Origin of the sequence: Vibrio sonorensis (assembly GCF_001854765.1) — a bacterium.
GTDB lineage: Bacteria > Pseudomonadota > Gammaproteobacteria > Enterobacterales > Vibrionaceae > Vibrio > Vibrio sonorensis.
This window is the reverse complement of record NZ_LJJE01000099.1, coordinates 1-23,026: the sequence shown is the minus strand read 5'-3', so window position 1 is coordinate 23,026 and position 23,026 is coordinate 1. Positions and strand designations below refer to the sequence as shown.

Below are 23,026 nucleotides of genomic sequence, written 5' to 3'. Positions count from 1 at the left end.
TCTGATCAAAGTTAGATCACAACAAATGATCCGCTCAAGAACCATGATCTTATTGATCATTTATCACTTATCCACAGAGATCGTCGATCCTAATAGTAGATCTAATAAAAGATCTATATAAAGATCTATATATATTTACTAATCAGCCCTTTATTCGAAAAAGCTCAAAAGCGATTTTCTCCCTTGATGAAAGAAGGTAGAATAGCGCTCTTTTATCTGTTTACACGATACATTGAATATCTGAGGTTTTATCCATGCTGTATCATGAAAAATTTGACGTCATCGTTGTTGGTGGTGGTCATGCTGGAACGGAAGCCGCGCTCGCCTCTGCGCGTACAGGTCAGAAGACACTTTTGTTAACCCATAACATTGATACGCTAGGTCAAATGTCTTGCAACCCAGCGATTGGCGGTATTGGCAAAGGACATCTGGTCAAAGAAGTGGACGCTCTTGGCGGCCTAATGGCACAAGCCATCGATCACGCAGGTATTCAATTTCGAACTCTAAACGCTTCAAAAGGGCCTGCTGTTAGAGCGACTCGTGCTCAAGCGGATCGCGCACTTTACAAAGCTTACGTAAGAGATGTTTTAGAAAACACTGAACACCTCACTCTCTTCCAACAATCGGTTGATGATCTTATTGTTGAACAAGATCGTGCAGTGGGTGTAGTGACCCAAATGGGGCTCAAATTCTACGCCAAAGCGGTTGTATTGACCGTTGGCACCTTCTTAGGGGGGAAGATCCATATTGGTATGGAAAACTTCTCAGGAGGCCGTGCAGGCGATCCACCATCAATCGCTTTGGCGGATCGATTAAGAGAACTCCCTTTTAGAGTCGATCGTTTAAAAACAGGTACACCACCGCGAATTGATGCGCGCAGTGTTAACTTTGACGATTTAGAAGTTCAACACGGAGATAACCCAACACCGGTTTTTTCATTTCTAGGTAAGCGAGAACAGCATCCTCGTCAGATCCCGTGTTTTATTACTCACACCAATGAGCAAACTCACGACGTCATCCGTACCAACCTCGATCGAAGCCCAATGTACGCTGGAGTTATCGAAGGTATAGGTCCGCGTTATTGCCCATCTATCGAAGATAAAGTGATGCGCTTTGCAGACAAAAGCAGTCATCAGATCTTTGTTGAACCTGAAGGGCTTACTACCCACGAACTTTATCCAAATGGCATTTCCACCAGCTTGCCTTTCGATGTGCAAGTTCAAATAGTACGTTCAATGAAAGGGTTTGAAAACGCTCATATCGTTCGTCCGGGCTACGCGATCGAATACGATTTCTTTGATCCAAGAGATTTAAAACAAACTTACGAAACAAAATTTATCTCAGGTCTTTTCTTTGCTGGCCAGATCAATGGTACAACTGGATACGAAGAAGCGGCGGCTCAAGGCCTAATGGCAGGCTTGAATGCAAGCCTTCACGCTCAAGAAAAAGAAGGATGGAGCCCGCGTCGCGATCAAGCTTATATGGGAGTATTGATCGATGATCTTTCCACTATGGGGACCAAAGAACCATACCGAATGTTTACCTCACGGGCGGAATATCGTTTGTTATTACGCGAAGATAATGCAGATTTGCGTTTGACCGAAATGGGTCGTGAGCTCGGTTTAGTCGACGATGTTCGTTGGGCACGTTTTAACGAAAAAATTGAAAACATGGAAACGGAACGCCAGCGCTTGAAAAGCACGTGGATCAATCCTAAATCTGAAGGTGTTGACGAGTTAAACGCATTGCTCAAAACGCCGATGGCAAGAGAAGCCAGTGGCGAAGATCTACTTCGCCGACCTGAACTCACTTACGATCAGCTTACTCAATTGGAGACATTTGCACCTGCGCTAGAAGATCAGCAGGCTGCCGAGCAAGTTGAAATTCAAGTGAAGTACGAAGGCTATATCAAGCGACAACAAGACGAGATAGAAAAGTCTCTTCGTCACGAACATACTAAATTGCCTACAGACATAGATTATTCCGCGGTTAAAGGCCTCTCAAACGAAGTTGTTGCCAAGTTGAATGAAGCAAAACCAGAGAGTGTAGGTATCGCGTCACGGATTTCGGGCATCACACCAGCCGCCATTTCGATTTTACTGGTTCACCTTAAAAAACATGGCATGTTGAAAAAGGGTGAGGAAGCGTAATATGAGCACCTTAGAGCAACGATTTGATGCGCTATTAGCGCAGACCACATTGTCGGTTTCACAAAAGCAAAAAGTGCAATTGTTGGATTTTGTGGGCTTGTTAAATAAGTGGAACAAAGCTTATAACCTGACTTCCGTTCGCAACCCTGAAGAGATGTTAGTAAAACACATACTAGACAGTATGGTAGTAAGTGAACACTTACAGGGAGAGCGTTTTATTGACGTGGGGACAGGGCCTGGGTTGCCCGGTATCCCATTGGCAATTATGAATCCAGATAAAACTTTCTTTTTGCTCGATAGCTTGGGCAAGCGGATTAGATTTATCAAACAGGTGTTACACGAACTCAAAATTGATAATGTGACGCCGATTCAAAGTCGAGTCGAAGAATTTAAACCTGAAGAAAAGTTTGATGGTGTACTGAGTCGTGCCTTTGCTTCCATGGTAGATATGGTCACTTGGTGTCATCATCTGCCGAAAGAAGCAGAAGGCAAGTTTTTTGCGTTGAAGGGGCAGATGCCTGAAGATGAGATAGACCTGTTACCTGACTGGTGTTCTGTGACCGAGGTCAAAGCTTTGCACGTTCCTGAATTGGAAGGACAGCGTCATCTTGTAATCTTATCGCGCAAGGGATAAAAGCGAGGTTAAGCGTGGGAAAAATTGTAGCAATAGCCAACCAGAAAGGCGGGGTTGGAAAAACAACGACTTGTATTAATTTGGCTGCCTCTATGGCCGCCACTAAACGCAAAGTTTTAGTTATCGATCTCGATCCACAAGGCAATGCTACAATGGCCAGTGGAGTCGACAAGTATCAAGTGGATGCTACGGCATACGATCTGCTTGTCGAAGACATCTCTTTTGAGGAGGTGGTGTGCCGCAAAACAACAGGCCATTACGACCTGATTGCCGCGAATGGTGACGTGACGGCAGCGGAAATCAAATTGATGGAAGTGTTTGCTCGTGAAGTTCGATTAAAGAACGCGTTAGCATCAGTTCGTGATAACTATGATTTCATCTTTATCGATTGTCCTCCATCCCTAAACCTACTTACAATCAATGCGATGGCTGCTGCGGATTCCGTTTTGGTACCGATGCAGTGTGAGTACTTCGCTCTAGAAGGGTTAACAGCATTGATGGATACCATTAGCAAACTTGCTGCTGTGGTGAATGAAAACCTGAAGATAGAAGGTCTGTTGCGCACTATGTATGATCCGCGCAACCGTCTGTCGATAGAGGTGTCCGATCAACTTAAGAAACACTTTGGAAACAAAGTGTATCGCACTGTTATCCCGCGTAATGTACGATTGGCAGAAGCCCCTAGTCACGGTAAGCCTGCTATGTATTACGACAAGTATTCTGCCGGCGCTAAAGCTTATTTGGCCTTGGCGGGTGAGATGCTTCGACGCGAAGAAGTCCCTGCGTAAATCAACTAAAAGGAATTCCTGCACATGTCTAAACGTGGTTTAGGTAAAGGGCTTGATGCCCTTCTATCGACGAGTTCGCTCGCTAGAGAAAAGCAACAGACTGCTCAGCATAGCCAAGATATATCAACCGATGGTGAACTGACGGAGCTGTCCGTTTCTCAATTAAAAACCGGTATGTACCAACCGCGAAAAGATATGTCATCGGAGGCGCTAGAAGAGCTAGCGGCTTCCATAGAATCTCAAGGGATTATTCAACCCATCGTTGTTCGTGGCACCGATGATGGTAAGTATGAAATTATCGCCGGTGAGCGACGTTGGCGAGCAGCCCGTAAAGCTGGCTTAAAACAGGTGCCATGTATTGTAAAAAAAGTCGAAGACAGAGCCGCTATTGCTATGGCTTTGATCGAAAATATTCAGCGCGAAGATCTGAATGTTATCGAGGAAGCTCAAGCCCTCGAAAGGCTACAAGAAGAGTTTTCTTTGACGCATCAGCAAGTCGCTGAAGTAATTGGTAAATCGAGAACAACAGTCACCAATTTACTGCGTTTGAATCAGCTTGAAATGGATGTGAAGTATCTTCTGTCCGAAAAAATGCTCGAAATGGGGCATGCGCGAGCTCTACTTGTTCTCGAAGGCGAGCAGCAAGTAGAAATTGCAGAACAAGTGGCTAAGAAAGGTTTAACTGTTCGTCAGACAGAACAGCTTGTTAAGAAAACGTTAAGTGCTGACGAGAAACCAGAAGTTACAAAATTTTCAGTAAATGAGTCCACCAAAGAGAGTCTAGATTTACTTCAAGAAAAACTAGGCACTAAGGTCGCTATACAAGTATCCAAGGGCGGCCTAGGCAAAATCCTTATTAATTTTGAGGATGAAAATCAACTTGGCAACGTGATAAAACATTTAGAAATAATTACTAGGTCTTCCTAGGTCACAGAATGGTTGTCAAATAAACAACTTCGTAACTATTACGATTGTGTTTTTCTTAAACGTGGATATAATTTTTCGTGCTTTTTCCACTGCTCCTTATGAATAAATCCGAGGGACAGTGTTGGATACATTAACAGGAACTTGCGATGTTGTTAACAAATCGAAGCAAGCAAGGAAATGCTGCGCTTAAAGTCGTTCATTTTCAGCTTTTATTTGTCATAATCATCGGAAGTGCGGCAAACATGTGGCTGGATAAAGAGGTCGCCCGATTCTTAATGAAGGGTGGAGCGATCGCTGTGATTGGCAACTACGTGTATGCACTGTTGGCCTTTATTCCAAAATCAGACTCTGACGGTTCTGTGCTGTTGGGGTTTATCTTTTTGGGATGGGTCATGAAACTAGTGTTCACTATTACTATATTCGTGATGGTTTTTAGCTTCGTTGATGTAGATCACCCTGGTGCTATGTTTTCGGGCTATAAATTGGCGATTTTAATGTTTTGGTGTGCACCTATTATACTCACCGCAAAAAATGGGATTCACCATGGCTGATACTCCAAAGGAATATATCCAGCACCATTTAACAAACGCAAAAGTGTGTTTGGTCGATGGTAGCGTTGCGACCAACTATGGTTGTGCGGATGCTGGATTCTGGACTTTACACTGGGACTCTTTAATGATGTCAGTGGGTCTAGGAGCTCTGTTTTTGTGGTTGTTTTATCGTGTCGGAAAAAATGCAACCACGGAAGTTCCTGGTAAATGGCAATGTTTCGTTGAAATGCTTATCGAGCAAGTTGACGGCCTTGTTAAGGGAACTTTTCATGGCAAGGACAAGTTAGTAGCTCCTCTGGCATTGACCATTTTCGTCTGGATTTTCCTGATGAACACAATGGACTTGATTCCGGTTGACTACGCTCCACAAATCGCTAAAGCAGCGGGTGCTGACTACTTCAAAGTTCTACCTACCGTAGACTTGAACATTACTCTTGCAATGGCGTTGAGCGTCTTGATCTTAATCGTGGTTTACCAGATTAAGTACAAGGGCTTTATGGGGTTTGTTAAGGAATATACGCTTCATCCGATTCAACACAAGGCGTTGATTCCTTTTAACTTGGTACTTGAGACGGTCTCATTATTGGCTAAGCCGATATCACTATCTCTTCGTTTGTACGGAAACATGTACGCAGGTGAACTGATCTTTATCTTGATCGCTATCACCTACACTGCAGGTACTGTACTTGGCGGATTGGGAGTGGTCGCGCATGTCTTATGGGCTATCTTCCATATTCTTGTAATTGTTTTGCAAGCCTTTATTTTTATGATGTTGACCATTGTTTACCTAAGCATGGCAAGCAATGACTCACATTAATCGTTAAATTACTAACTATCTATTTGGAAATTATTATGGAAACTTATTTTGTTGTTGCTCTACTATTGGGTATGTGTGCTCTAGCAACTGGTATTGGTTTTGCGATTCTAGGTGGTAAATTTCTAGAGTCTGTTGCACGTCAACCAGAGATGGCACCAGTTCTACAAACGAATATGTTCATTATCGCTGGTCTTCTTGATGCGGTTCCAATGATCGGTGTTGGTATCTCAATGTACATGCTGTTCGCATAATCCAGTCCCTTCCTTAATCCCTCGGTTTGAGGGAAGTGATAAGCATGATAAAGGAGAGACGTTGTGAACATTAATATGACTCTAATAGGCCAAACGATAGCGTTTATTCTCTTCGTTTGGTTCTGTATGAAGCATGTATGGCCACCAATTCTGACGGCTATCGAAGAGCGTCAAAAGAAAATCGAAGACGGTTTAGCTTCTGCACAACGTGCAGATAAAGCTCTTGAGCTTGCTCAGCACAATGCTGCTGATCAGCTAAAAGATGCAAAGCAACAAGCCGCTGAGATCATTGAGCAAGCGAACAAGCGTCGCGCTCAAATCGTTGACGAAGCTCGTCTAGAAGCTTCCCAAGAGCGCGAACATATTCTTGCTCAAGGTAAAGCTGAACTAGAAGCTGAAACTCTTCGCGCTCGAAATGAGCTACAAAAGGACGTAGCTGCTTTAGCTATTTTAGGTGCAGAGAAGATCATTGAACGTTCTATCGACCCTGAAGCTAATCGAGATATTCTTGATAATATTGCAGCGAAACTATAACGGGAGGGCATCAGCATGTCGGAATTGACAACTATTGCTCGACCATATGCCAAGCAGCCTTCGGCTATGCCAGCGATAACGGTGCCGTAGATAAATGGTCCGAAATGCTAGCGTTTGCCAAGGAGCTCTCTTTAGTACAAGAACTGAAGACAGCGGCGTTAAGCCTACAGCCTCAGCAGTTGGCGCAATTGTATGTTGATGTGGCCGGTGACAAGTTTGATCCAGCTTTCACGAACTTCTTGAAAGTATTGGCTGAAAACCACCGCACCTCAGCGCTAAGCGATATCTATCTACAGTTTCAAAGTCAGACTACCCTTGCTTCTAACTTAAAAGAAGTGACAGTTACTTCACCTAATGAACTAACTGAAGCACAGGTAGAAACTCTAAAGGCAAGTATCGAGAAACGTTACGATTGCCAGGTTCAAATGGAGTGTCTGGTTGACGAAGCTTTGGTAGGTGGCGTGGTTATTCGTGTCGGTGATACCGTTCTGGATAACTCAGTAGCTAGCCGTTTAACTCGTCTTAAAGACGTTATAAAGCCTTAACTTAGGGGAATTGGAGCAATGCAACTTAATTCCACGGAAATCAGCGAGCTAATCAGACAGCGTATTGAGCAGTTTGATGTGGTTTCTGAAGCTCGTAATGAAGGTACTATCGTTTCTGTAAGCGACGGTATTATCCGCATCCACGGTCTTGATGACGTGATGCAAGGCGAAATGATTGAGCTTCCAGGCAATCGTTTTGCACTCGCACTTAACCTTGAACGCGATTCAGTTGGTGCGGTTGTTATGGGTCCTTACGCGGACCTAACAGAAGGTATGAAAGTTACTGGTACTGGTCGTATTCTTGAAGTACCAGTTGGCCCTGAGCTACTAGGTCGCGTAGTGAACACACTAGGTGAGCCTATCGATGGTAAAGGCCCAATCGATGCCAAACTATCTTCTCCAGTAGAAGTGATTGCTCCAGGTGTAATCGACCGTAAGTCGGTAGATCAGCCTGTACAAACTGGTTATAAGTCTGTTGACTCAATGATCCCTATCGGTCGTGGTCAGCGTGAGCTTGTTATCGGTGACCGTCAGACGGGTAAAACCGCAATGGCGATTGATGCGATCATCAACCAAAAAGACTCTGGTATTTTCTCAATCTACGTTGCAATTGGTCAGAAAGCATCGACTATTGCTAACGTAGTACGCAAGCTAGAAGAGCATGGTGCACTGCAAAACACAATCGTTGTTGTTGCTTCTGCATCAGAATCTGCGGCGCTTCAATATCTAGCTCCTTATGCTGGATGTGCGATGGGTGAATACTTCCGTGATCGCGGTGAAGATGCACTGATTGTTTATGATGACCTATCTAAGCAAGCCGTAGCTTACCGTCAGATCTCGCTACTACTAAGACGTCCGCCAGGTCGTGAAGCATTCCCAGGTGATGTATTCTACCTTCACTCTCGTCTACTAGAGCGTGCTGCTCGTGTAAGCGAAGACTACGTAGAAAACTTCACTAAGGGCGAAGTGAAAGGTAAAACAGGTTCTCTAACTGCACTGCCTATCATCGAAACTCAAGCTGGTGACGTATCTGCATTCGTACCGACCAACGTAATCTCGATTACCGATGGTCAGATCTTCCTACAGACTGAGCTGTTTAACGCGGGCGTACGTCCAGCTGTTGACCCAGGTATCTCGGTATCTCGTGTAGGTGGTTCTGCGCAGACGAAAATCATCAAGAAGCTATCAGGTGGTATCCGTACAGCACTAGCTGCATACCGCGAACTAGCGGCATTCGCTCAGTTCTCTTCTGACCTTGATGAAGCGACGAAGAAACAGCTAAACCACGGTCAAAAAGTAACAGAACTAATGAAGCAGAAGCAGTACGCTCCTATGTCTGTATTTGACCAAGCACTGACTATCTATGCGGCAGAGCGTGGTTACTTGGATGATGTAGAACTGAACAAAGTTCTAGATTTCGAAGCCGCTCTACTATCGTATGCTCGCGGTCAATACGCTGATTTTGCAGCTGAGATCGACAAGACGGGTGCTTACAATGATGAAGTTGAAGCTCAGCTTAAGAAACTGACTGACGATTTCAAAGCAACCCAAACTTGGTAATTACAACCTTGTTTTGTAATTAACGGAGAGCAACGATGGCCAATACAAAAGAAATTCGTAGTAAGATTGGTAGTGTTAAAAGCACTCAGAAAATCACGAAAGCGATGGAAATGGTTGCCGCTTCCAAAATGCGTCGTACTCAAGACGCAATGGAAGGCCCTCGTCCGTACGCTGAAACTATACGTAAAGTCATTGGTCATATGGCACACGGCACACTGGAATATAAACATCCTTTCCTAGTGGACCGTGGTGCTAAGCGCGTTGGTTATATTGTTGTATCGACCGATCGTGGTCTTTGTGGTGGCTTGAACATCAACATGTTCAAACAAGCCGTTTCCCACATGAACGAATGGTCTGATAAAGGGGTAGACATTGAGTTGTCTGTAATCGGCTCTAAAGCGACCTCTTTCTTCAACAGTATTGGTGCAAAGATTGTGGCTCAGACTGCTGGTCTGGGCGACTCGCCATCATTGGACGACCTAATTGGTCCTATCAATGTCATGCTTCAAAAGTATGAAAATGGTGAAATCGATCGCTTGTACTTGGTGTTTAACGAGTTTGTTAACTCGATGACCCAACAACCAAAAATTGACCAATTATTGCCCTTGCCTAAATCACTGAGCGATAACGATGAGCAGTTCAAACATGCATGGAGTTACATGTTTGAGTCTGACCAAAAGTCTCTGATGAATATGCTGATGAATCGTTACATCGAATCTCAGGTTTATCAAAGCGTTGTCGAGAACTTAGCGTGTGAAATGGCAGCTCGTATGGTTGCTATGAAGGCGGCATCCGACAATGCAGGAAACCTAATTGAAGAATTAGAACTTGTGTACAACAAGGCGCGTCAAGCGGCGATTACACAAGAGCTATCTGAAATTGTATCCGGTGCTGCGGCAGTGTAATTTAGGTAAAACAAATTTAGAGGATTAACGATGGCTACAGGTAAGATCGTACAGATCATCGGTGCAGTAGTCGACGTAGAGTTCCCACAAAGCGAAGTACCTAGTGTATATGACGCTTTGAACGTGACTGAATCGAAAGAGCGTCTAGTTCTTGAAGTTCAACAACAGCTAGGCGGTGGCGTAGTTCGTTGTATCGTGATGGGTAGCTCTGATGGTTTACGTCGTGGTGTTGAAGTAGTTAATACAGGCGCACCAATTTCAGTACCAGTAGGTACTAAGACGCTAGGTCGTATCATGAACGTTCTTGGTGACGCGATTGACGAGCGTGGCGAAATCGGTGCAGAAGAGAACTACTCTATTCACCGTGAAGCTCCTAGCTATGAAGAACAGTCAAATGTGACTGAGCTACTAGAAACAGGCGTTAAAGTAATCGACCTAATTTGTCCATTCGCTAAGGGTGGTAAAATCGGTCTATTCGGTGGTGCTGGTGTAGGTAAGACCGTTAACATGATGGAACTTATCAACAACATCGCACTTCAGCACTCTGGTTTATCTGTATTCGCAGGTGTAGGTGAGCGTACTCGTGAGGGTAACGATTTCTACTTCGAAATGCAGGAAGCAGGTGTTGTAAACATCGAGAAGCCTGAAGAATCAAAAGTAGCGATGGTTTACGGTCAGATGAACGAGCCACCAGGTAACCGTCTACGTGTTGCACTAACTGGTCTAACAATGGCTGAGCGTTTCCGTGACGAAGGTCGTGACGTTCTTCTGTTTATCGATAACATTTATCGTTACACACTAGCAGGTACTGAGGTATCAGCACTTCTAGGTCGTATGCCATCTGCGGTAGGTTACCAGCCTACACTAGCAGAGGAAATGGGTGTGCTTCAGGAGCGTATCACGTCAACTAAGCAAGGTTCTATCACGTCTGTACAGGCGGTATACGTACCTGCGGATGACTTGACTGACCCTTCTCCAGCAACGACGTTCGCGCACTTGGATGCAACGGTTGTACTTAACCGTAACATCGCTGCTATGGGTCTATACCCAGCGATCGACCCACTAGATTCATCATCGCGTCAGCTTGACCCACTTGTTGTTGGTCAAGAGCACTACGATATCGCTTCAGGCGTTCAAACAACGCTTCAGCGCTATAAAGAGCTAAAAGACATCATTGCTATCCTAGGTATGGACGAGCTGTCTGAAGAAGATAAGCAAGTTGTATCTCGTGCACGTAAGATTGAACGTTTCCTAACTCAGCCTTACCACGTAGCAGAAGTCTTTACTGGTGACCCTGGTGTTTACGTACCTCTTAAAGAGACCCTACGTGGCTTTAAAGGTCTTCTAGCTGGTGATTACGATGATATCCCAGAGCAGGCGTTTATGTACTGTGGTGCAATTGACGACGCACTAGAGAATGCTAAGAAGCTATAAGTAGAGACTTTAAGGAGGCGTTATGTCAGTAACCTTTCATTTGGATGTAGTGAGCGCTGAAGAACGAATCTTCTCTGGCCTTGCGAGCAGCATTCAAGTCTCGGGTGAACAGGGTGATTTAGGTGTACTAGCGGGCCACACGCCGCTACTTACCAGAATTCGTCCTGGGATGGTTCGTATCGTCGATAAGAAAGGTAACGAAGATATTGTTTACCTTTCTGGTGGGATCTTAGAAGTCCAAGCACATGACGTAACCATTTTGGCGGACACTGCGATCCGAGGTGAAGATCTCGATCAAGCAAAAGCAGAAGAAGCGAAAAGACGTGCACAAGAGTTGATCAACACACCTCACGGTGATGCTGACTTCGCTCGTGCATCAGCTGAACTCGCGAAAGCGATTGCTCAGTTGAAGGTTATCGAACTGGTCAGAAAGCGTCGCTAGAACAAAGCAGCGTGATTAAAGTGATAAAGGCGGTCGAAAGACCGCCTTTTTGTATATTAATATCCAGAAATTGAAGATTAGTATTTAAATAAACACACTTCGACCGATAGAATGTTAAACATTAGCAAATAATAAATCAGTAGGTAAAAATGAAGTTTAGTGCTGTCATCTTGGCTGCGGGGAAGGGAACCCGCATGTACTCAAATATGCCTAAAGTACTGCATGCGCTTGCGGGGAAACCAATGGTGAAACATGTCATTGATACGTGTGCTGGCTTAGGGGCTCAGAATATACACTTAGTATTTGGTCACGGTGGAGACCAGATGCAAGAAGCGTTAAACACCGAGCCGGTTAATTGGGTACTTCAAGCAGATCAATTAGGAACGGGTCACGCGGTTGATCAAGCGTCAGATAGTTTTGAAGACGATGAAAAAATACTGGTTCTCTATGGTGACGTACCACTAATTTCTGAAGAAACGATAGAAAACCTATTAGACGCACAGCCAACGGGTGGTATAGCACTGTTGACCGTGGTGTTAGACAACCCGAGTGGCTACGGACGTATCGTGCGCCGCAATGGACCAGTAGTGGCAATTGTAGAGCAGAAAGACGCGACGGAAGAGCAGAAGCTAATCAAAGAGATCAACACCGGTGTAATGGTGGCTACAGGTGGCGATCTTAAGCGCTGGTTATCTGGTTTAAATAACGATAATGCCCAAGGTGAATACTACCTTACTGACGTCATTGCTGCTGCTCACTCTGAAGGCCGAGCTGTCGAGGCAGTATACCCTGCTAACCCTATTGAAGTGGAAGGGGTTAATGATCGCTCTCAATTAGCGAGATTAGAGCGCGCCTACCAAGCAATGCAGGCGGAAAAGTTACTCCAACAAGGCGTGATGCTTCGCGATCCTACTCGTTTTGATTTGCGCGGTAGTTTGCAATGCGGAATGGACGTGGAAATCGATACTAACGTGATTATCGAAGGCAATGTGACCATAGGTAACAATGTTCGAATCGGCACTGGATGCGTACTAAAAGATTGCGAAATTGATGATAACTCCCTTATTCGTCCGTACAGTGTTATTGAAGATGCCACTGTAGGTGAAGCGTGTACTGTTGGTCCGTTCACCCGCTTGCGTCCTGGAGCTGAGCTTCGCGATGATGCCCATGTCGGTAACTTTGTCGAAATGAAAAATGCCCGCCTAGACGAAGGATCGAAGGCCAATCATCTAACCTATCTTGGTGATGCTGAAATTGGCAAGCGTGTAAACGTAGGGGCTGGTGTGATTACCTGTAACTACGATGGTGCGAATAAACACAAAACCGTCATTGGTGATGATGTATTTGTTGGCTCTGACAGCCAATTAGTTGCACCGGTAGAGATAAAAAGTGGAGCAACAATCGGAGCAGGAACTACACTTACTAAAAACGTCGAAGAAAACCAGTTGGTTATCACTCGCGCAAAAGAGAAACGCGTTAGAGATTGGAGCCGACCAGTTAAAAACAAGTCATAGCTAGGTGATACTAACGGGGAGGTCTTTTGAAAATCCAGGCATTTGGGCGCTTTCAATACCTCCCTATCTTTGCCCTGATCGTATCTATGATCATTGGGGGCTACTTTTACAATAGAACTCTTGATAATTGGCTCAAGCATATCGTCAGCAACTATATGTTCAGTTTGATGGAGGATGTCGCTTTTCAAATTGAAGACAAGCACCTTGACTTGTTTGAGATGTCGGAAGGTGAAATAGATGCATTTCTCGATACTCTATCTCAGTCCAGCTCTGGACGTCGGTTCACCATCATTCACAGTTCAGGAAAAGTTTTGGGTGACTCTCAGCTCACTGCCAGAGATTTACACCATCTAGAGAACCATAGCAACAGACCTGAAATTATCGCTGCACTTGAGTCGGGCTTTGGAGAGGCGAAGCGGTATAGCCTCACTCTTGGGCAAGATATGCTGTATGTGGCAAAGAAACTAAAGTTAACAGAATTGGGTCTCGAGCATGACGAAGTGTACGTACTCAGATTAGCGATGCCTATGACGGCGCTTTATGCCATGTCCAGTGAACTGGAGTTGATCGTTTTTGCTCTTATGGGAAGTTCGGTGGTTATCTTGATTATTTTCTCTTGGTACAGCAACCGACATATTTTCAAACTGATTAATCGAGAAAGAGATAAACAAGAAGAGCGCATTCAACAGCGAACGCGAGAAATTGAACTCCTTCATCGATTGGCGAACATGTTAGCCGCTTGTAATAGCCTAAGTGAAGCACAAGATGTGGTATCCGATATCATTCCGCGCATACTGGGCAAGGTAAATGGTTGTGTAGCGATTATGCGTGAGTCCCGTAACCAATTAGAGGTTCAACTTGATTGGGGAGCGAGTGGCCGGGAAGCAAGGTATATTCGCCCAGTGAGTGTTGGGCGCTGCGCAAAGGGAAGTCCCATCTATCTCATGATCAGTTACACGAACTGCCGTGTTCACATATGGGAGATGCTATTCAAGATGGGCAAACACTGTGTGTGCCTCTAACCGCACACGGCAATACGGTTGGAATGTTTCATCTCTATTTTGCTCACAAAAAACAGATCGAAGAGGAAGTGCAGCAATTAGCGTTTACTATCGCGGAACATCTAGGTTTGGCTTTGGCCAATTTGGGACTTCAGCAAAAGCTTCGCTCTCAAGCCTTGAGTGACCCACTAACGGGTTTGTTTAACCGCCGTTATTTTGAAGAGACCATAGAAAGCGTCTGGATGAAGAGTCAACAAGATGGTCAACCCTTTTCACTGCTGATGTTAGATCTCGACCACTTTAAACGCTTCAACGATAATTTTGGTCATGACGCTGGTGATTATGTGCTGAAAGAAGTGGCAAAGTTGTTGATGGAAAAAAGCAGGGATGAAGACGTGGTTTGTCGGTTAGGGGGAGAAGAGCTGGCGATACTCAGTCCTAATACCGATAGCGAAGCGTCGACATTGCTGGCGAATGATATCGTGGAAAGTGTTGCGAATCTGCATTTGGAGCTAAAAGGCTTGTCATTGGGGCAACTTGGAGTCTCTATCGGTATTACAACGTACCCCAATTTTATTGGCCCACCGGAAGCATTGGTTAAAGAAGCGGACAAAGCACTTTATCTAGCGAAGGATCAGGGTCGTAGCCGATCCATACACCAGTTAAACATGCAAAAGAACGCGGCAGTGACCTCTATTACTAAGGGCAGTAGCAATAAAGCGGAACCCGTGTAGTTAAATTTGATCTATTGCGAGTTTGGACTCTAGTTTTCTCACCCCATAAGACACGATTAAAATGAGTATCAAATACTCCAATACCAAGAAGGTATAGATCTCAAGTGGGAGATATTCATTGACCACCAGCTCATTGGCGCGCCTAGTTAGGTCGCTCAAGCCAATGACACTGACCAAAGAGCTCATTTTGAGGATGTAAACAAACTGGTTTCCCAAAGGGGGTAGAATTTGTCGCAATGCTTGAGGAAGTATGATCAACCGCATTTTCTGCCAGTAATTAAGTCCCAGCGACTCGGCTGCTTCATGTTGGCCTTGGGGAATGGCTTGAATGCCACCGCGAAACACCTCTGCCATAAAAGCACTTTCAGCAATCGTTAAAGCGATTACCCCCGCCCAAAAATAGTTTAAGGAAACGTCCAATAGAGTCGGCATACCGTAGTAGACCCAAAGCAGTAGCACCAGTACCGGGATTGAGCGAATTACTTCTACATAGATTCGGTTAACTGATTTTAAGTAACGATTGTCTGAGAGTGCGGGCAGTGCGACAAGCAAGCCAATGGTCATGGCAAACAACATACTGAGCAGTGAAACCGAAATGGTGTCATAAAATCCAGCCGTTAGAAAAGCTATGTTGGTTCGCCCCTGCTCAGTAGAAGGGTCGAGAACGTACCAACCCCATTGATAATCTGAGCAACCTGTCAGTAATAAAAGCGCGAAAAGCCAGAAATATCGATAGGTCACACTACACCTTGTGTTTACTAAAAAAATCAGTTTATTACTGCTATGTTATCAATGTTGCAGTGCTATATGTTAACTATTTTAAGGAAATAACAATGAAGAAATACTTGGTTGCGCTAGGAATATGCTTGTTAACACTATCAGGTACGGCTTTGGCCGAAAGCCGACTTCAAACCATTTTGGACAGCGGTGTTTTACGCGTAGGAACGACAGGGGACTGGAATCCCATGACCATGAAGGATCCAGCGAATAACAGCTACCGCGGTTTTGATATTGATGTCACCACAGAGTTAGCAAAAGATTTAGGAGTGAAAGTTGAATATGTGCCTACCGATTGGAAGACATTAGTCAACGGGATCACCGCGAACAAATACGATATTACTGGCAGTGCTTCACTTAATATGTCACGAGCAAAAGTGGCGGGTTACAGTCAGCCTTACTTCTATTTAGCCTTTGTACCTGTTGTTCAAAAGAAAGATTTACAACGTTTCTCGGATTGGAGTGACTTTGATAAAGCAGAAATAAAAGTAGCGGCTACACTGGGTACCGTTCAAGAAAAGATGGTGAAAGACTTTTTCCCATCCGCACAACATGTGGTGATTGAAGCGCCAGCACGTGATTTTCAGGAGCTATTGGCTAAACGCGCAGACGTATCTGTCACTTCGAACGTCGAAGCCGCGACGCTGGTGGAGAAGTTTAAGCAGTTAGCGATTGTTCCGGTTCAAAAACCGCGTAAGCCGACACCGATAGCTATGTTACTTCCACAAGACGACAGTGTGTGGATTAACTATATTAATCACTGGGTTGAATTGAAGAAAACGCAGGGCTTTTTTGACAGAACAGCAGAAAAGTGGGGACTAAAAAGTCTTTGATAAAAAAGAGAGCCGCGCTTGCGGCTCTCTTCTTATCAACACTCACTTAAGGTCTTTCCAACACCGTAGCAATCCCTTGGCCTAAACCTATACACATCGTCGCCAAGCCGTATTTCGCTTCTTTGGCTTCCATTAAATTGATCAGTGTTGTGGTAATTCTTGCCCCCGAACAACCGAGCGGATGGCCTAGTGCTATCGCACCACCATTCAGGTTCACTTTCTCATCCATCACATCCAATAAGCCAAGGTCTTTAGCACAGGGAAGAGATTGAGCGGCAAAGGCTTCGTTGAGTTCAATGACATCCATGTCTTCAATAGTTAAACCCGCGCGTTTGAGTGCTTTTTGGGTAGCAGGAACGGGACCGTATCCCATAATAGAAGGGTCGCAACCAGCCACGGCCATTGCTTTAACTCGGACGCGAACTTGTAAACCGAGTTGCTGAGCTTTTTCTTCACTCATAATAAGCATGGCAGATGCGCCGTCAGACAGAGCAGAGGAACTACCTGCAGTGACCGTTCCGTTGGCTGGGTCAAACACTGGACGGAGTTGACGCAATCCCTCAACCGTAGTTTCAGGTCGAATAACTTCATCGTGATCTAAGGTAAAGAGTGTGCCATCAGTCGCATGCCCCTCAGTGGGTAAAATTTCATTTTTAAAGCGACCTTCAATAGTGGCTTGATGAGCTCGGGCATGAGAACGAGCTGCAAACTCGTCTTGATGTTCACGACTAATACCGTGCAATTTGCCCAACATTTCGGCGGTCAGCCCCATCATGCCAGATGCTTTGGCAACGTGTTTAGACATACCAGGGTGAAAGTCGACACCGTGATTCATAGGTACGTGCCCCATGTGTTCCACGCCACCAATTAAGCAAATATCAGCGTCGCCAACCATGATGGCTCTCGTTGCGTCGTGCAGCGCCTGCATAGAAGAACCACATAGTCTATTCACGGTAACCGCACCTATTTCAATGGGCAAGCCTGCCAGCAGAGCCGCGTTCCGTGCTACATTAAAACCTTGCTCTAAGGTTTGTTGGACACAACCCCAATAAATATCTTCGATATCAGAAGGGTTTACTTGAGGATTTCGCGCCAGAATTCCCTTCATCAAATGTGCTGAGAGATCTTCGGCGCGAGTGTGACGGAATGCGCCACCTTTAGAGCGACCCATTGGGGTGCGAAGACAATCGACTATTACTACGTTTTTCATCTTATTTACCTCTCCCTAGATCGAGCTCTGTTGCTGTTGGTCATAAAAGGTTTCGTGTTTATCTGCCATGCCAATAATGATGTCGGGTACGTGATACAAGGCACCTAGATCTTGGTATTGGTTAGCCATCTCAATATAGTTGGCCAGACCTATGTTATCGAGATAACGGAACACGCCTCCGCGGAAGGGAGGAAAACCGAGTCCGTAAACCAAAGCCATATCGGCTTCTTGAGGAGTCGCAACAATTCCTTCCTGTAGGCAAAGAGCAACTTCATTGATCATAGGCACCATCATTCGCTCAATAATGGTTTGTGCGTCAAAATCTTGCTTAAGATCTGTAACTGAAGACAGAATAGGAGCAATATCTTCGGAGAAGGACTTTTTAGGTTTGCCCTTTTTGTCGGTGGTGTACAGATAAAAACCTCTACCGTTCTTCTGGCCAAAACGCTCAGCTTCAAATAGAGCATCAATGATATCGCGATCTTGTTTTGCCATACGCTCTGGGAAACCTTGCGCCATAACTGACTGAGCATGATGAGCAGTATCGACACCTACGACGTCTAGTAAGTATGCAGGCCCCATCGGCCAACCAAATTGCTTTTCCATAACCTTATCAACTTGCGTGAAGTCAGCACCGTCTAACATCAGCTTGCTAAACCCGCCGAAGTAAGGGAAAAGGACACGGTTAACAAAAAAACCAGGGCAATCGTTAACAACGATGGGTGACTTACCCATTTTAGCGGCGTAAGCGACTACGCGATTGATAGTTTTATCTGAGGTGTGTTCGCCGCGAATAATTTCAACAAGAGGCATGCGGTGTACAGGATTAAAGAAGTGCATACCGCAAAAGTTTTCAGGTCGTTGCAGTGATTTAGAAAGTAAATTAATGGGTATCGTCGATGTGTTGGAAGTAATCACCGTGTCTTCATTTACGAGTTGTTCAACTTCACTCAAAACACTGGCTTTTACTTTCGGATTTTCAATAACCGCTTCAACAATAATGTCGGCTTCTTGGATACCGCTATAGTGCAAGCTAGGGGTGATAGAAGCCAGAATACCAGCCATCTTAAAGCCGTCGATACGACCTCTTTCCAATCGCTTGTTTAGGAGTTTAGAAGCTTCTGTCATACCTAAATCAAGGGAAGATTGAGCAATATCTTTCATCAATACGGGGATGCCTTTTGAAGCAGATTGATAGGCAATTCCCCCACCCATGATTCCCGCACCTAGCACTGCTGCTTTTTGCGTCTTGAAACCTGCTTTTTCGGCTTGCTTAGCTAGCCCCTTTATATACTGATCGTTTAAGAAAAGGCCTACCAGAGCGTTAGCTTCTTCAGACTTGGCGAGTTTTACAAAGTGCTTCCTCTCAATATCTAAAGCTTCTTTTCGCGCAACATGGGCACCCTTCTCAATAGTAATGACTGCCGTCATAGGTGCTGGGTAATGAGGGCCTACTTTCTGAGCGACTAAGCCTTTTGCCATGGTAAAGCTCATCAAGGACTCAAGCTTGCTTAGAGTGAGTGGTGTAGTTTTCTGTTCACGGCGAGCTTTCCAACTGAGGCTTTCATTGATCGCTTGTTCTAGCGTCGTAAGTGCAGAGTCTAGTAAAGAATCGGAATCAACCACTGCGTCGAGTAGACCTACCTTAAGTGCCTCTTCGGACCGACAAGCTTTACCTTGAGTAATGATTTCCATAGCACTATCTGCGCCGATGACTCTCGGTAATCTGACACATCCCCCGAATCCGGGCATGATGCCGAGTTTCGTTTCTGGCAATCCAATGCTGGTGGTTTTGTCCCCAATTCTAAAGTCGGTAGCAAGTACACACTCACATCCGCCACCTAGGGTATGGCCTTTTAATACTGAAAGAGTGGGGACAGGAAGGTCTTCGAGTTTGTTAAAAATGTTGTTGGCATATTGAAGCCATTGGTCAAGTTCCTCTTCCGGCTTGGAAAATAGGCCCAAGAACTCAGTAATATCAGCACCAACGATAAAAGAGTCTTTATTAGAGGTAAGTAAAAGGCCTTTTAGCGCGGGGTAATGTAGTAAAGCATCCAATGCTTCATCGAGTGATTTTAAGGTTGCTAAGTCCAGCTTGTTGACGGTTCGGGGAGAGCAAAAGCTTAACTCGGCAATACCATTTTTAACTTCCTTTACTTGTAGGGTTTCGGCTTGGTAAATCATTGTCTATCTCCGTGACATACAATCTTTGATTGTAACTGCCAGTTACTCAGCAACTGGACAGAGAAAAAGGTTTTATAATTATTCTGGTATGACCAGTTTGTTTAGTTTGGACTCGCTTTTGTTTAATTTCAATACATTTTTTAAACAACTGTTTAACATTGTGTCGTTAAACCAGTTATTACCCTGTGCCGATGTTCATTTTCAGAGTTAGTTATGTATAGAAATGCAACATTTGTTTTCGCTCATGATAAGATGCCGCCATCTGACTTAATCAGCGAAAAGCATGAACGATAAACCCTATTTCATTCCGGCCTCTCCAGTGAGTTTTGAAGAAGAGATAAAGAAAAGTGTCTTTATTACTTATCTCGCACATACGCCGAGTATCGAATCAGCAAAAAGTTTTGTCGATGGGATAAAGAAAAAGCATGCTGATGCAAGGCACAACTGCTGGGGATTCGTCGCGGGTCGACCAGAAGACTCAATGAAATGGGGCTTTAGTGATGATGGAGAACCATCTGGTACAGCTGGTAAGCCCATATTGGCGCAGTTAAGCGGTTCTGGAGTAGGAGAAATCAGCGCCGTTGTCACCCGTTATTCCGGTGGTATAAAGCTTGGAACGGGTGGATTAGTAAAAGCATATGGCGGTGGAGTTCAACAAGCTCTCAAGCTGCTTCAAACAATTGAGAAAAAAATAACCACTCAATTGCGCTTAACGCTAGACTATGGCTTTATGCCCATTGCTCAGTCAGTCATAAACCAGTTTGAAGCAGCGGAGTTGCAAGCTGATTACAGTGATGAAGTTATCTTAATCGTTGAAATAGAAGTGCGGCAGGTTGAGGCTTTTACTCAAGCTATTATAAATAAAAGTGGTGCCAAGGCGATAGTCACACCACTGAAGGAACGTTAATAACAATCATAATGGGAATTTAGAAGCAGAGCTTCGACTAACAGCAACTCATGCAATTTCGTTCAATTATCCGTATTGTTGGGCTACTACTGGCACTGTTTAGTGTCACTATGCTCGCTCCAGCCTTGGTCGCACTGATTTTTCGCGACGGTGCTGGTGTACCTTTTGTTACCACTTTCTTTGTATTACTTCTATGCGGAGCGGTGTGCTGGTTTCCCAACCGGCATTATAAGCAGGAGCTTAAAGCGCGAGACGGTTTTTTAATCGTTGTATTGTTTTGGACTGTACTAGGCAGTGCTGGTTCCCTCCCTTTCTTAATAGCTGACAATCCCAACATTTCAGTGACAGATGCCTTCTTTGAATCGTTTTCAGCACTGACGACTACCGGTGCGACGGTAATAGTGGGTTTGGATGAACTACCCAAGGCGATTCTTTTTTATCGTCAGCTACTACAGTGGTTTGGTGGTATGGGGATCATCGTATTGGCCGTAGCTATTCTTCCCGTGTTAGGGATTGGTGGCATGCAGCTGTACCGCGCAGAAATACCGGGGCCAGTCAAAGACAGTAAAATGACCCCAAGAATTGCTGAAACCGCAAAAGCGCTTTGGTATATCTACTTGAGTTTGACAATCGCTTGTGCGACGGCATTTTGGCTAGCGGGCATGACGCCTTTTGATGCCGTTAGCCACAGTTTTTCTACCATCGCAATAGGTGGCTTTTCTACACATGATGCCAGTATGGGGTATTTTAACAGCTACGCTATTAATATGATCACGGTGGTATTCTTATTGATATCAGCGTGTAACTACTCACTACACTTTGCCGCTTTTGCCTCTGGCGGAGTGCATCCTAAGTACTACTGGAGAGATCCCGAGTTTAGGGCTTTTTTGTTTATCCAAGCTTTGCTGTTCATTGTTTGTTTCCTAGTCTTACTCAACCACCACTCCTATGAGTCGTCATTTGATGCTTTTGATCAAGCCCTGTTTCAAACCGTTTCAATATCCACGACTGCCGGATTTACAACAACGGGATTTTCTGAGTGGCCATTGTTTTTACCAGTGCTATTGCTGTTTTCATCTTTTATAGGGGGATGTGCAGGGTCGACAGGCGGTGGAATGAAAGTGATTCGAGTGTTACTGCTGACTTTACAAGGGGCTAGAGAGCTAAAGCGATTAGTTCACCCAAGAGCGGTTTACACTATCAAGGTAGGCGGTACAGCATTGTCACAACGAGTAGTCGATGCGGTATGGGGATTTTTTTCAGCTTACGCATTGGTCTTTGTTGTTTGTATGCTGGCGTTGATTGCAACGGGAATGGACGAACTCAGCGCGTTTTCCGCAGTAGCCGCAACCCTGAATAACCTAGGACCAGGATTAGGTGAAGTAGCTCTGCATTTCGGCGATATAAATGACAAAGCGAAATGGGTATTGGTCGTGTCTATGCTTTTTGGTCGACTTGAGATTTTCACTCTACTAATTTTATTAACGCCCACATTTTGGCGAAGTTAAGGAGTTTCTATGGATAAAGTCCTATTTCTCTATTCAAGCCGAGAAGGTCAAACTAAAAAGATTCTCAAATATATAGAGAGTGAACTAGCTTCTAGCGATTGCGAAATAAGAGATCTTCACGACGTGACTTCTATAGACTTTAGCCAATATAGCAAGGTGATGATTGGCGCTTCAATTCGCTATGGCCACCTTAATAAAAAGCTTTATCAATTTATCGATGCTAACCTAGCTCAACTAAAAGCGAATAATGTGGCGTTCTTTTGCGTCAACCTTACCGCGAGAAAAGAAGACCAAGGTAAAGATACGCCAGAAGGCAGCGCCTACATCAAAACCTTCCTTAAAAAGTCCCCATGGCATCCAAAGCTAATCGGTGTATTTGCAGGAGCACTGCGTTACCCGCGTTACAATTGGTTCGATAAAATGATGATCAGGTTCATTATGACTATGACGAAAGGCGAAACAGACACTAGTAAAGAGGTTGAGTATACCAACTGGGAAAAAGTTGCTCTCTTTGCTAATAAGTTTGAAAAAATGTAGAGATAATAGTCACTTTTAACCGCTGAAGGTCGTTTTTTATTCGAATGATAAAAAAAACAAGAAAAAGATAAAAAAAGGGTTGCCAAGAACACTCCGATCTCTATAATGCCCCCTCGCTGACACGGCAACGCTCCAAAAGGAATGAAGACGAATTAGCAAGGCACTTTTAGCCAGATAAATTATCTGAAAAAAGTTTTGAAAAAAGTGGTTGACACTAAAACTTAACTCGCTAAAATAGCCGTCCGTTTTGAGTAGAAGCAAGCTTCTAGTTAAAGCGAAAGCT

General features: G+C 44.6%; 21 protein-coding genes and 1 pseudogene. 19 read left to right on the top strand and 3 right to left on the bottom strand.

Annotated elements, in window-relative coordinates:
• Positions 1–254: 254 nt before the first annotated feature.
• The 15 genes and pseudogenes from mnmG to BLO31_RS18225 all read left to right on the top strand — a co-directional run bounded on the left by mnmG (position 255) and on the right by BLO31_RS18225 (position 14,787).
• Entirely contained in the window at positions 255–2,150 is a 1,896-nt protein-coding gene (gene mnmG, locus BLO31_RS18295; RefSeq protein WP_070970158.1) for a tRNA uridine-5-carboxymethylaminomethyl(34) synthesis enzyme MnmG, read from the top strand.
• Between the two features lies 1 nt (position 2,151).
• Positions 2,152–2,784 (top strand): 16S rRNA (guanine(527)-N(7))-methyltransferase RsmG, encoded by a 633-nt coding sequence (rsmG, locus tag BLO31_RS18290; protein ID WP_070970155.1) that lies wholly within the window; start codon positions 2,152–2,154, stop codon positions 2,782–2,784.
• A 14-nt stretch (positions 2,785–2,798) separates the two neighbouring features.
• Complete coding sequence (locus BLO31_RS18285) at positions 2,799–3,572, top strand: ParA family protein (protein ID WP_070970152.1); 774 nt, start codon at positions 2,799–2,801, stop codon at positions 3,570–3,572.
• A gap of 24 nt (positions 3,573–3,596) precedes the next feature.
• On the top strand, positions 3,597–4,499 hold the full coding sequence (locus tag BLO31_RS18280) for a ParB/RepB/Spo0J family partition protein (protein WP_070970149.1): 903 nt from the start codon (positions 3,597–3,599) through the stop codon (positions 4,497–4,499).
• A 146-nt stretch (positions 4,500–4,645) separates the two neighbouring features.
• A complete protein-coding gene (locus BLO31_RS18275; protein ID WP_070970147.1) occupies positions 4,646–5,050 on the top strand; it encodes an ATP synthase subunit I in 405 nt (134 codons plus the stop codon).
• The gene (gene atpB, locus BLO31_RS18270) at positions 5,043–5,867 is read left to right on the top strand and encodes a F0F1 ATP synthase subunit A (RefSeq protein WP_084659925.1); all 825 of its coding nucleotides are present in this window, start codon (positions 5,043–5,045) and stop codon (positions 5,865–5,867) included. Before BLO31_RS18275 ends, atpB begins: the two co-directional genes overlap by 8 nt.
• A gap of 35 nt (positions 5,868–5,902) precedes the next feature.
• Positions 5,903–6,118, top strand: coding sequence for a F0F1 ATP synthase subunit C (gene atpE / locus BLO31_RS18265; protein ID WP_084659923.1), 216 nt, complete (start codon positions 5,903–5,905; stop codon positions 6,116–6,118).
• A 63-nt stretch (positions 6,119–6,181) separates the two neighbouring features.
• On the top strand, positions 6,182–6,652 hold the full coding sequence (gene atpF / locus BLO31_RS18260) for a F0F1 ATP synthase subunit B (protein ID WP_070970137.1): 471 nt from the start codon (positions 6,182–6,184) through the stop codon (positions 6,650–6,652).
• Between the two features lie 104 nt (positions 6,653–6,756).
• Positions 6,757–7,197, top strand: a complete 441-nt coding sequence (gene atpH / locus BLO31_RS18255) for an ATP synthase F1 subunit delta (RefSeq protein WP_245688522.1) — start codon at positions 6,757–6,759, stop codon at positions 7,195–7,197.
• Positions 7,198–7,215: 18 nt separating this feature from the next.
• Entirely contained in the window at positions 7,216–8,757 is a 1,542-nt protein-coding gene (gene atpA, locus BLO31_RS18250) for a F0F1 ATP synthase subunit alpha (protein ID WP_070970134.1), read from the top strand.
• A gap of 35 nt (positions 8,758–8,792) precedes the next feature.
• Positions 8,793–9,662 (top strand): F0F1 ATP synthase subunit gamma, encoded by an 870-nt coding sequence (atpG, locus tag BLO31_RS18245; protein WP_070970131.1) that lies wholly within the window; start codon positions 8,793–8,795, stop codon positions 9,660–9,662.
• A 30-nt stretch (positions 9,663–9,692) separates the two neighbouring features.
• Positions 9,693–11,096 carry a F0F1 ATP synthase subunit beta gene (atpD, locus tag BLO31_RS18240; protein WP_070970128.1) on the top strand — a complete coding sequence of 468 codons (1,404 nt, stop codon included), beginning with the start codon at positions 9,693–9,695 and terminating at the stop codon, positions 11,094–11,096.
• A 22-nt stretch (positions 11,097–11,118) separates the two neighbouring features.
• Positions 11,119–11,538 (top strand): F0F1 ATP synthase subunit epsilon, encoded by a 420-nt coding sequence (locus BLO31_RS18235; RefSeq protein WP_070970126.1) that lies wholly within the window; start codon positions 11,119–11,121, stop codon positions 11,536–11,538.
• A gap of 149 nt (positions 11,539–11,687) precedes the next feature.
• Positions 11,688–13,052 (top strand): bifunctional UDP-N-acetylglucosamine diphosphorylase/glucosamine-1-phosphate N-acetyltransferase GlmU, encoded by a 1,365-nt coding sequence (gene glmU / locus BLO31_RS18230; protein WP_070970124.1) that lies wholly within the window; start codon positions 11,688–11,690, stop codon positions 13,050–13,052.
• An 86-nt stretch (positions 13,053–13,138) separates the two neighbouring features.
• A pseudogene (locus tag BLO31_RS18225) lies at positions 13,139–14,787 on the top strand (diguanylate cyclase).
• Here the strand turns inward: BLO31_RS18225 and BLO31_RS18220 are convergent.
• Complete coding sequence (locus tag BLO31_RS18220; protein ID WP_070970121.1) at positions 14,788–15,528, bottom strand: amino acid ABC transporter permease; 741 nt, start codon at positions 15,526–15,528, stop codon at positions 14,788–14,790.
• Positions 15,529–15,620: 92 nt separating this feature from the next.
• Between BLO31_RS18220 and BLO31_RS18215 the strand changes: the two genes are divergently transcribed.
• Positions 15,621–16,397 carry a transporter substrate-binding domain-containing protein gene (locus tag BLO31_RS18215; protein ID WP_070970118.1) on the top strand — a complete coding sequence of 259 codons (777 nt, stop codon included), beginning with the start codon at positions 15,621–15,623 and terminating at the stop codon, positions 16,395–16,397.
• A gap of 46 nt (positions 16,398–16,443) precedes the next feature.
• On the opposite strand, the gene fadA is transcribed toward BLO31_RS18215, so the two are convergent.
• A complete protein-coding gene (gene fadA, locus BLO31_RS18210) occupies positions 16,444–17,607 on the bottom strand; it encodes an acetyl-CoA C-acyltransferase FadA (RefSeq protein WP_070970116.1) in 1,164 nt (387 codons plus the stop codon).
• 15 nt (positions 17,608–17,622) lie between these two features.
• Positions 17,623–19,791: a fatty acid oxidation complex subunit alpha FadB gene (fadB, locus tag BLO31_RS18205; RefSeq protein WP_070970112.1), complete on the bottom strand. Its 2,169-nt coding sequence runs from the start codon at positions 19,789–19,791 to the stop codon at positions 17,623–17,625.
• A gap of 283 nt (positions 19,792–20,074) precedes the next feature.
• Here fadB and BLO31_RS18200 point away from each other — a divergent pair, with 283 nt between their 5' ends.
• From BLO31_RS18200 to hemG, 3 genes are read left to right on the top strand one after another with little or no spacing between them, the layout of a single operon-like run.
• Positions 20,075–20,698, top strand: a complete 624-nt coding sequence (locus tag BLO31_RS18200; protein WP_070970109.1) for a YigZ family protein — start codon at positions 20,075–20,077, stop codon at positions 20,696–20,698.
• Between the two features lie 50 nt (positions 20,699–20,748).
• Entirely contained in the window at positions 20,749–22,206 is a 1,458-nt protein-coding gene (locus tag BLO31_RS18195) for a TrkH family potassium uptake protein (RefSeq protein WP_070970107.1), read from the top strand.
• A 9-nt stretch (positions 22,207–22,215) separates the two neighbouring features.
• Positions 22,216–22,743, top strand: coding sequence for a menaquinone-dependent protoporphyrinogen IX dehydrogenase (gene hemG / locus BLO31_RS18190; protein ID WP_070970103.1), 528 nt, complete (start codon positions 22,216–22,218; stop codon positions 22,741–22,743).
• Positions 22,744–23,026: the final 283 nt, after the last annotated feature.

Excerpts from the sequence above, each read along its gene's own strand:
- hemG (WP_070970103.1), top strand. The coding sequence starts at position 22,216 with ATGGATAAAGTCCTATTTCTCTATTCAAGCCGAGAAGGTCAAACTAAA.
- atpE (WP_084659923.1), top strand. The coding sequence starts at position 5,903 with ATGGAAACTTATTTTGTTGTTGCTCTACTATTGGGTATGTGTGCTCTA.
- atpD (WP_070970128.1), top strand. The coding sequence starts at position 9,693 with ATGGCTACAGGTAAGATCGTACAGATCATCGGTGCAGTAGTCGACGTA.
- atpB (WP_084659925.1), top strand. The coding sequence starts at position 5,043 with ATGGCTGATACTCCAAAGGAATATATCCAGCACCATTTAACAAACGCA.
- BLO31_RS18195 (WP_070970107.1), top strand. The coding sequence starts at position 20,749 with ATGCAATTTCGTTCAATTATCCGTATTGTTGGGCTACTACTGGCACTG.
- BLO31_RS18215 (WP_070970118.1), top strand. The coding sequence starts at position 15,621 with ATGAAGAAATACTTGGTTGCGCTAGGAATATGCTTGTTAACACTATCA.
- BLO31_RS18280 (WP_070970149.1), top strand. The coding sequence starts at position 3,597 with ATGTCTAAACGTGGTTTAGGTAAAGGGCTTGATGCCCTTCTATCGACG.
- fadA (WP_070970116.1), bottom strand. The coding sequence starts at position 17,607 with ATGAAAAACGTAGTAATAGTCGATTGTCTTCGCACCCCAATGGGTCGC.
- atpA (WP_070970134.1), top strand. The coding sequence starts at position 7,216 with ATGCAACTTAATTCCACGGAAATCAGCGAGCTAATCAGACAGCGTATT.
- glmU (WP_070970124.1), top strand. The coding sequence starts at position 11,688 with ATGAAGTTTAGTGCTGTCATCTTGGCTGCGGGGAAGGGAACCCGCATG.
- fadB (WP_070970112.1), bottom strand. The coding sequence starts at position 19,791 with ATGATTTACCAAGCCGAAACCCTACAAGTAAAGGAAGTTAAAAATGGT.
- atpG (WP_070970131.1), top strand. The coding sequence starts at position 8,793 with ATGGCCAATACAAAAGAAATTCGTAGTAAGATTGGTAGTGTTAAAAGC.
- BLO31_RS18200 (WP_070970109.1), top strand. The coding sequence starts at position 20,075 with ATGAACGATAAACCCTATTTCATTCCGGCCTCTCCAGTGAGTTTTGAA.
- mnmG (WP_070970158.1), top strand. The coding sequence starts at position 255 with ATGCTGTATCATGAAAAATTTGACGTCATCGTTGTTGGTGGTGGTCAT.
- rsmG (WP_070970155.1), top strand. The coding sequence starts at position 2,152 with ATGAGCACCTTAGAGCAACGATTTGATGCGCTATTAGCGCAGACCACA.
- BLO31_RS18235 (WP_070970126.1), top strand. The coding sequence starts at position 11,119 with ATGTCAGTAACCTTTCATTTGGATGTAGTGAGCGCTGAAGAACGAATC.
- atpH (WP_245688522.1), top strand. The coding sequence starts at position 6,757 with ATGCTAGCGTTTGCCAAGGAGCTCTCTTTAGTACAAGAACTGAAGACA.
- BLO31_RS18275 (WP_070970147.1), top strand. The coding sequence starts at position 4,646 with ATGTTGTTAACAAATCGAAGCAAGCAAGGAAATGCTGCGCTTAAAGTC.